The 7673-nt window shown below is 59.8% G+C and carries 9 protein-coding genes; all 9 read right to left on the bottom strand.

Going from position 1 to position 7673, the window contains the following annotated elements:
* Nucleotides 1-507: nickel-dependent hydrogenase large subunit (locus NTW95_02510; GenBank protein ID MCX6556292.1), on the bottom strand; the 507-nt coding region annotated here is incomplete at its 3' end.
* Nucleotides 507-977 carry an NADH-quinone oxidoreductase subunit C gene (locus tag NTW95_02505; GenBank protein ID MCX6556291.1) on the bottom strand — a complete coding sequence of 157 codons (471 nt, stop codon included), beginning with the start codon at nucleotides 975-977 and terminating at the stop codon, nucleotides 507-509. The genes NTW95_02505 and NTW95_02510, both read right to left, overlap by 1 nt.
* An 8-nt stretch (nucleotides 978-985) precedes the next feature.
* Nucleotides 986-1408, bottom strand: coding sequence for an NADH-quinone oxidoreductase subunit NuoB (gene nuoB, locus NTW95_02500; protein MCX6556290.1), 423 nt, complete (start codon nucleotides 1406-1408; stop codon nucleotides 986-988).
* A complete protein-coding gene (locus NTW95_02495) occupies nucleotides 1401-1748 on the bottom strand; it encodes a hypothetical protein (protein ID MCX6556289.1) in 348 nt (115 codons plus the stop codon). The genes nuoB and NTW95_02495 overlap by 8 nt, the downstream gene beginning before the upstream one ends.
* Nucleotides 1749-1751: 3 nt before the next feature.
* Entirely contained in the window at nucleotides 1752-2060 is a 309-nt protein-coding gene (locus NTW95_02490) for an NADH-quinone oxidoreductase subunit K (protein ID MCX6556288.1), read from the bottom strand.
* Entirely contained in the window at nucleotides 2057-2545 is a 489-nt protein-coding gene (locus tag NTW95_02485; protein ID MCX6556287.1) for a hypothetical protein, read from the bottom strand. The genes NTW95_02490 and NTW95_02485 overlap by 4 nt, the downstream gene beginning before the upstream one ends.
* Before the next feature lie 9 nt (nucleotides 2546-2554).
* A complete protein-coding gene (locus tag NTW95_02480) occupies nucleotides 2555-4036 on the bottom strand; it encodes an NADH-quinone oxidoreductase subunit M (GenBank protein MCX6556286.1) in 1482 nt (493 codons plus the stop codon).
* A 10-nt stretch (nucleotides 4037-4046) separates the two neighbouring features.
* Nucleotides 4047-5915 (bottom strand): proton-conducting transporter membrane subunit, encoded by a 1869-nt coding sequence (locus NTW95_02475; GenBank protein ID MCX6556285.1) that lies wholly within the window; start codon nucleotides 5913-5915, stop codon nucleotides 4047-4049.
* A complete protein-coding gene (locus NTW95_02470) occupies nucleotides 5912-7348 on the bottom strand; it encodes an NADH-quinone oxidoreductase subunit L (protein MCX6556284.1) in 1437 nt (478 codons plus the stop codon). The genes NTW95_02475 and NTW95_02470 overlap by 4 nt, the downstream gene beginning before the upstream one ends.
* Between the last annotated feature and the right edge of the window lie 325 nt (nucleotides 7349-7673).

The raw sequence follows: 7673 nt of genomic DNA, 5'->3' as shown, positions 1-7673 counted from the left end.
ATCAAGGATGTGGTTCCTCTGGATCTCATCGATGTCGCGGCGCACGCCGCCGAACGTGTTCATCGAATAATGGACGCGGTTGCCGGAAATGGTATCCAGGATGTCCATGACCACCTCGCGGTCGCGCCAGGTGTACATGAAGAACGATTCGAAACCGGCTTCCTGGCCGGCCACTCCCAGCCAGAGCAAATGGCTGTGCACCCGTTCCAGGTCGCAGACCAGGGTGCGGAGATAGAGGCCGCGTCTGGCCGGCACCAGTTCCATCAGTGTTTCCACCCCCTGGGTGAAACAGGTCTGATGGGAAAAGGAACAAATGCCGCAGATACGCTCGGTCAGGTACAGGTTCTGGATAAAGGTCCTGCTCTCGGCCAGCTTTTCAATGCCGCGGTGGTTGTAGCCCAGTTTCAGGTCGGCGTCGCGGATGATCTCGCCGTCCAGGGTCATGCGCAGGCTGATCGGTTCGTGCAGGGCGGGGTGCTGCGGACCTAAGGAGACCTTGAATTCCATTATTTACCTCCGGGGATTTTTTCGGCCGGCCGTTCGAAATGCCAGTCCTTGCGCAGCGGGTACTCGCCGGCGGGCCAATCGTCGGCCAGCAGCAGCGGCCGCGGATCGGGGATGTTCTGGACCACCAGGCCGAACATGTCCTGCAACTCGCGCTCGTACAGGATCGCGCCGGGGATGACCGAGCATACGGAGGGGATGGTCGGGGCGCTGCGCGGGGCCAGGATCCTGACGTTGACCGTGGCCAGGTTGCTGGCCAGGTGGTAGATCACTTCGAAGGATTCGCCCAGGTCGACGCCGCTGATGGTGGCCAGGTGGGTGAAGCCGAACTGCTCCTTCAGGTAGCGGAGCACCGCCAGCAGCTTGTCGCGCTCGACCCTGACGTTGATGCGCCGGGGGGCGACGATGGCGACGTCCTGGACCTTGTCCTTGATGTCACTGTTTATTTTTTCTACGATGGCTTCGGCATTCATGTCTGACCTCATTTCAGCGAATTGAGGAGTTTGACGACTCCGTCAATCAGGGCATCGGGACGGATCGGGCAGCCCGGGATGTAGGCGTTGACCGGCAAGACCTGGTCGATGCCGCCCATGGAGTTGTAGGCGCCGCGATAGACGCAGCCCGACATGGCGCAGGCGCCGACGGCTACGACGAACTTGGGGTCGGGAACCTGCTCGTAAATGCGCACGACCCGGTCGCGGTTCTGGCGGGTGATGGGGCCGGTGCAGATGAGGACGTCGGCGTGGCGCGGCGTTCCCTTGAGCAGAATGCCGAAGCGTTCCAGGTCGAAACGCGGCATCAGCGCGGCCAGGATTTCGATGTCGCAGGCGTTGCAGGCGCCGGTATTGAGATGGAGGACCCATGGGGATTTGACCCGTGACCAGTGGACTAGTCTTTCAATCATGTTGGTTCCTTGTGATCAAAGCCAGGACGGCCAGGAAGATCATGCCCAGGTAGAACAGGCCCAGGTAGGCGATCGGCCCCGACGGCAGCGTGGCCACGACCAGCGCCGCCACGTGCATCATGGTGAAGAACAGGGCGATGAAGAAGAAGAGCTTGTAGCCGAACTGGATCTTGCCGCCCGGGATGTCCTCGCCGCAGTGGTATGTTTTCAGCTTGCCGCCGACGGCATTCATCTTGGGGGCCAGTCGCCCGGCCAGGAAATAAAACAGATAAAAAACGGCCAGGAAGAACAGGAAGGCCAGCGGCGGCGCCAGCAGCATTTCCATTACATGTTTGCTCATGGTTTATCCCTTTAGTTTGGTCAGTTTCCTGACATCCAGACTCTGGGTATGGCGGTTGATGCTGATGATGATGGCCAGCGCCGTGGCGATGACGGCGACGTCAACGACGATCACCGAGATGACCAGACTCTGGGCGAGCAGCAGGTTGTTCTTGGTCCAGCCGGTGGCAATCAGCGCCAAGGTGACGCCCTTGGCGATGACCTCGACGCCGACCAGCAGCTTGACCATGTTTTTCATGGTCAGCAGGCAGTAGATGCCGATGCCGATCAATAGCGCCGCCGCGCCCATGTTCAGTATCCAGAAGTTATTCATGCTTTATCCCCTTGCGACGATTTGCTCCTCGAACGGAACAGCGCCAGCACGGCCAGCACTCCGGCAAAGATCACCCCGATCTGGCCGATGAGGTCGAAACTGCGTTCCTTCCAAAGGATTTCACCGAAGGTCCCCGCTTCGGGGCTGGTGATGGCCGGGATGCGGCCCAGCAGGCTTTTCATGACCAGAACGTCGATGACAATCAACGCCAGGAAGAACAGCGGGAAGACCAGCCGGTGGAACTTGCCTTCGCGCACCTTTTCGTCGCTGCGGGTCAGGGCGATGGCGGTGATGAACAAAACGGTGATCAGCCCGGCGACCACCGAGAGTTCGAAAACGCCGGCGTAGGCGGCATTCATCCTGAAGAAGACGACGGCCAGGAAAATGCTGGCTGTCGCCAGGCTGATGGCTGCCTTGAGCAGGTCCTGCAGCAGGACGGCCATGATGGAAAATATGACCAAGCCAATCAAGAGCGAAAGATGCATGCGATTCTCCTAAAATCTGAGAAAGTTAAGGGACACGCTGACCCCGCCGCTCAACGCATCGGCTGCCGGCTGCAGCCACGATTTGATGATCAGGGGAAAGGCCAAACCGATGACGATGCACAGCAGCGCCAGCAGCACCGTCGCGGTCGACATCCAGAACGGGGCTTCCTTGACCGCTTTCCAGGTTTCGTTCAGCTTGCCGAAAAAAGCGTTGCGCTGCAATACCAGGTAGTACCACAACGTGACCACGCTGCCCAGGACGGCCAGGACGGCCAGCACGAACATCTTGGCCTGGACCAGGGCGATGATGATCAGCAGCTTGCTCCAAAAACCGTTCAGCGGCGGCACGCCGGCGATGGACAGCGAGCCGATGGCCGAGGTGGCCGCGGTCAGCGGCATGCGCTTGGCCAGGCCGCCCATCTTGTCCAGCGAGCGGGTCCCGGTCGACTGCTCGACGGCTCCGGCGTTCAAAAAGAGCAGCGACTTGAACAGGGCGTGATTGAACAGGTGGAACAGGCCGCCCAGAACGCCGAGCGGCGTGCCGATGGCGAAACCCAGCACCACGTAGCCGATCTGGCTGATCGACGAGTAGGCCAGCATGCGCTTGATGTCGTTCTGGCCCAGGGCGGCCAGGGCGCCGACGAAGATGGAAGCGATGCCCAGCACGCTCAACACCGTGGTCAACGCCGGCGTCAGCCCGAAGACGTTCAGGAAGATGCGCATCATGGCGTAAACGCCGGAAACCTTAATCAGCACGCCCGAGAGCATGGCCGAGATCGGCGCCGGCGCCGAGGGGTGGGCGTCGGGCAGCCAGGAATGGAAGGGGACGATGGCCGCCTTCAGGCCGAAGCCCATCAAAAACAGCGCGCTGCAGAAGCCGACCGCGTACTTGGTGTCCAGCGTCTTCAGCCCGGCCGCTACCGCGCTGAAGCTTAACCCGCCGGTCAGGCCGAAAAGGATGGCGATGGAGAGCAGGATGAAGGCCGAAGCGACGGCGGACAGCATCAGGTACTTGAACGAGGCCTCGAGCTCGTCGTGCCCCAGTCCGAAAGCGACCAGGGCGTAGGAGGCCACGGCGGCGACTTCCAGGAACATGTAAATGTTGAACAGGTCGCTGGAGAGCACCAGGCCGTTCATGCCGGCGATCATCAGCAGCAGCAGGGCGTAATAGTTGGCCTTGGCCCCGTAATGCTCCATGTAGTTGATCGAGTACAGGGTGACGGCGAAGCTGACCAGCGAGATGGTGAAGAGCATGAACAGGCTGAAGCCGTCCAGCAGCAGGCGGATGTTGAGCGGATAGTTGAACCAGAACGCCTGCTGGATGATGCCGCCGTTGGCAATCAGCGGCTTGGCATAGATGACCGAAAAGACCAGCAGGAAGAGCATGGTGGCGCTGGCCAGCAGGTCGGGCAGGAAGCGCTTGGAGATTTTGCCCAGCAGCGGCAACAGGCTGGCCAGCAGCAGCGGTATGATGATGAATAGAAAGATCATGGCTCCTCCCTTAGCGAATGAGGGCGCTGATGGCCCAGACGATGAGCACCAGTCCGCCGATGGTCCAGGCCAGGTAGTTGGCGTAGAATCCGTTGTGGGCGAGCTTCAGCGCGCCGGTGCAGGCATTGCCGACCGCGACCACGATTTTCTCATAGAAAAAGTCGATGGGCCGGTCCACGAACTTGAAAAGGAAACGCGACAGGGCTTGCAGGAACTTGATCCCCTGCTCGTAGAGGTCGAAGACGCGGGCCTCGGCCCAGTCGTAGATGGTGCGCAGCACCGGCAGGTGGTGGATCGGCTCGGAAACCATGTAGGCCTTGTTGCCGCCTTTCTTGAAGCCGTATAGGTGCAAGCCCAGGGCGGCCAGCAGGCAGCCCATGGAGATCATGGCGATGGGGTTGAACAGGGCCAGGGCGTGGCCGCTGAGGTGCAGCGTCTCGCCCGTTGCCAGGTGGCCGTTCATGATGGGCTCAAGGAAGAACTTGAGCGGCACCCAGTTGAACACGCCGAAGATGACGCATAGGGCGGCCATGACCAGGATCGGCAGGTAAAGCGGGCTCTTGTTCTCCTTGACCTGGGGCAGCTCGGGGTTGCGCGGCCCGAAAAAGACCGCGTGGCCGGCCTTCAAAAACGAGGCGAAGGTGAAGATGGCGCCGAGCCAGGCGGCGATGGTGAAAATGGTGTAGCCGGTTTCATAGGAACCGTGGAAGATCATTTCCTTGGAAACGAAGCCGTTGAGCGGCCAGATGCCGGAGATGGCCGCGGCGCAGACGACAAAGCCCAGTGCCGTCAGCGGCATGACCTTGTACAGGCCGCCGAGCTTTTTCAGCTCGGTGGTCCCGGTCTGGTGTTCGACCGAACCGGCGGCCATGAAGAGGCCGCTTTTATAGATGACGTTGTTGATCATGTGGTACACGCCGCCGATGATGCCGATGGGCATGGCCGTGCCGATGCCCAGGATCATGTAGCCGACCTGCGAGACGGCGTGGTAGGAGAGGAGCCTTTTCAGGTCCTTCTGGATCAGGGCCATGAACACGGCCAGCACGATGGTGGCCGCGCCGATGACCATCATGGTGATGCAGAAGGGACTGTTGATTTCCAGGGTGAAGAAATCCAGGGCGATGCGCACCAGCAGGTAGATGCCCAGCAGCTTTTCCAGGGCGCCAGGGATGAAGGCCATGACCGAGACCGGGGCGTCGATGGCGGCATCGGGGATCCAGGTGTGGAAGGGCATGGCGCCGGCCTTGCCCATGGCGCCGATGAGCATCAGGTAGAAGCTGACCGCGGTCAGTCCCTGCGGCACGACCGCCAGCTCCGACATGCGCAGCGTGCCGGTCTGCCACCAGAGGATGGCGATGCCCAGGATCATGGCGAAATCGCAGAAGCCGCCGATAATGAAGCTTTTGACGGCGGTGCGGTGGGCGTTCGGTCCGCCGCCGAGGTTGATCAGGGCGTACAGGGTGATCAGCAGCCCTTCCCAGAAAAAGACCAGCGGCACGAAGTTGTTGGCCAGAATGGCGCCGCTGGCCAGGGCGGCGGTCAGGAACAGGTAGCCGTAGTATTCGCGGCGACGCGGATGCCCGGCCATCTTGACGGTTGAGTACAGGGTGATCAGCAGCACGACCCCGCCCAGCGCCAGCAGGATGAAGGAGCTGAACTGGTAGAGGCGCAATTCGAAATCGATGCCGTGGCCCAGCCAGGGCAGGGTGAAAAAGAGCTCCTTCTGGCCGAAAAAGGCGAAAGTGACGTAGGCGAACAGGGCCGCGCCCAGGAGCGAGACCGCTTCGCGCAGCCACTTGACGCGCTGCGGCAGCAGGAACGAGAAGAGGGCCAGCAGTAAAGGCAGCAAGACGGGTATTAAAAGGTTTTGCGGGTTCATTGTATCCACCTGATGATTTCGTTCGTGGCCACGTTGACGAGCTTCATGGGGTAAGCGACTAAAAATCCGGCCAAAAGCGAGAGGACGGCCAGCAGCACGACCACGAAGACCATGGAGCGTGTCCCCTCCTTGTGCTCACCCTTCGCTTCGCCCAGGAAGACCAGGCTGAACACCTTGAAAAGGTAGAACATGGTCAGCACGGCGGCGAAAAGCGCCGCAGCGGCTACCCAGATGCGGCCCGACTGCACGGTGCCGGCGATGACCATGAACTTGGAGAAGAAGCCGCCGAAGGGCGGGATGCCGATGACCGAGAAGGCGCAGAAGATGAAGGCCATGGCCGTCCAGGGCATGGTCTTGAACAAGCCGCCCATCTGGCGGATGTCGCGCTGGTGGGTGGCGTGGATGACGATGCCGGCGCAAAGGAAGAGGCCGGCCTTGGCCAGGCCGTGCATCAGGATGAACAGCAGCGCGCCGGCGATGCCCACCGGGTTCAGCACGGAGAAGCCCAGGAAGATGTAGCCGATCTGGCTGACGGTGGAGTAGGCCAGGATGCGCTTGAGGTCGTTCTCCACGGCGGCGGCCGCGGCGGCCACCAGGCTGGAGAAGACGACGATAATCGGGATGGCCTGCTGCCAGCCCCAGGGGAGCTTGAAGGTGTAGCAGAACAGGCGCGCGTAGGCGTAGACGCCGATCTTGACCAGCACCGCCGCGTGCAGCAGGGCGGTGACGGTGGTCGGCGCCACGCCGGCGTCCGGGAGCCAGGTGTGCAGCGGCACGGTGGCCGACTTGGAGAACATGCCAAGCAGGATCAGCATTACGGCCGTGCCCGGGATGAGGACGCCGCGCATGGCGGTGATGTCGAAGGTGCCGGTCTGGTTGTAGATCATGATGAAGCCCAGCAGCATGAACACGGCGCCGAAGAACGTCACCAGGAAGGCCTTGTCCGCCTTGAGCACGTGCTCCTTGCCCCGGTAGAACCCGATCAAGCGCCAGCAGGCGATGGCGGCGATCTCCCAGAACAGGTACATGAAGATCAGGTTGGCCGAAAACACCAGGCCCATCATGGCGCCGATGAAAAGCAGGACGATCAGGTAATACTCGTTCTGGTTTTCCTCGTGGCCGATATACCCCAACGAGTAGACGACGATCAGCGCGCCGATGAAGGAGGAGGCGACGGCCATGAAAACCGACAGCCCGTCGGCGACCAGGACGAAGTCGAGGCCGAGGGCCATGGTTTTGCGGAAGGCGAGCTCGCCGCCCTTCAGGGCGAACGGGATCAGCAGCATGGAGCAGGAGGTGGTGGCCAGGGCGATCAGCACCGACCAGAACGATCGGGCCTTTTTGGAGATCAAGCCGGCCAGGGGGATGGTCAGGGAGCCGATGATGGGCACAAAAATCGTCAGTAGAATGATGGTTTGTATGTTGTTTGTCATGATTTTTTTAAAATTTATTATATTAAAAAATAGGTAATTGTCAAGAAAAATTAGGCAATTCTCAGATCGGCTCATTTTAGCAATTTTCTTACCCTATGAATGGTTGAATTTATTTTATCTATATAGAATAATGAATTATATTTTATAAATAAATACGGAGATGCATGGGGCATTTAATATATGGTTTAATTATTATGTCCAATGAGTAAAGAAGACAAGGTACGTTTCCAGATTAATGATTTTCTCTTTATATCTAGTAGGTGTTACATATGGAAATCCGGAGAAAAAACTGAAATAAAATGAAATCAGTACCGATTTATCACAT

The organism is Candidatus Aminicenantes bacterium (genome assembly GCA_026393795.1).
Lineage (GTDB): Bacteria > Acidobacteriota > Aminicenantia > UBA2199 > UBA2199 > UBA2199.
The sequence above is the reverse complement of the archived record's forward strand: the minus strand, read 5'-3'. Positions and strand labels throughout refer to the sequence as shown.

Bases quoted from the DNA above. Each gene is read 5' to 3' on its own strand.
- NTW95_02505 (MCX6556291.1), bottom strand. From the start codon at position 977: ATGAATGCCGAAGCCATCGTAGAAAAAATAAACAGTGACATCAAGGAC.
- nuoB (MCX6556290.1), bottom strand. From the start codon at position 1,408: ATGATTGAAAGACTAGTCCACTGGTCACGGGTCAAATCCCCATGGGTC.
- NTW95_02495 (MCX6556289.1), bottom strand. From the start codon at position 1,748: ATGAGCAAACATGTAATGGAAATGCTGCTGGCGCCGCCGCTGGCCTTC.
- NTW95_02490 (MCX6556288.1), bottom strand. From the start codon at position 2,060: ATGAATAACTTCTGGATACTGAACATGGGCGCGGCGGCGCTATTGATC.
- NTW95_02485 (MCX6556287.1), bottom strand. From the start codon at position 2,545: ATGCATCTTTCGCTCTTGATTGGCTTGGTCATATTTTCCATCATGGCC.
- NTW95_02480 (MCX6556286.1), bottom strand. From the start codon at position 4,036: ATGATCTTTCTATTCATCATCATACCGCTGCTGCTGGCCAGCCTGTTG.
- NTW95_02475 (MCX6556285.1), bottom strand. From the start codon at position 5,915: ATGAACCCGCAAAACCTTTTAATACCCGTCTTGCTGCCTTTACTGCTG.
- NTW95_02470 (MCX6556284.1), bottom strand. From the start codon at position 7,348: ATGACAAACAACATACAAACCATCATTCTACTGACGATTTTTGTGCCC.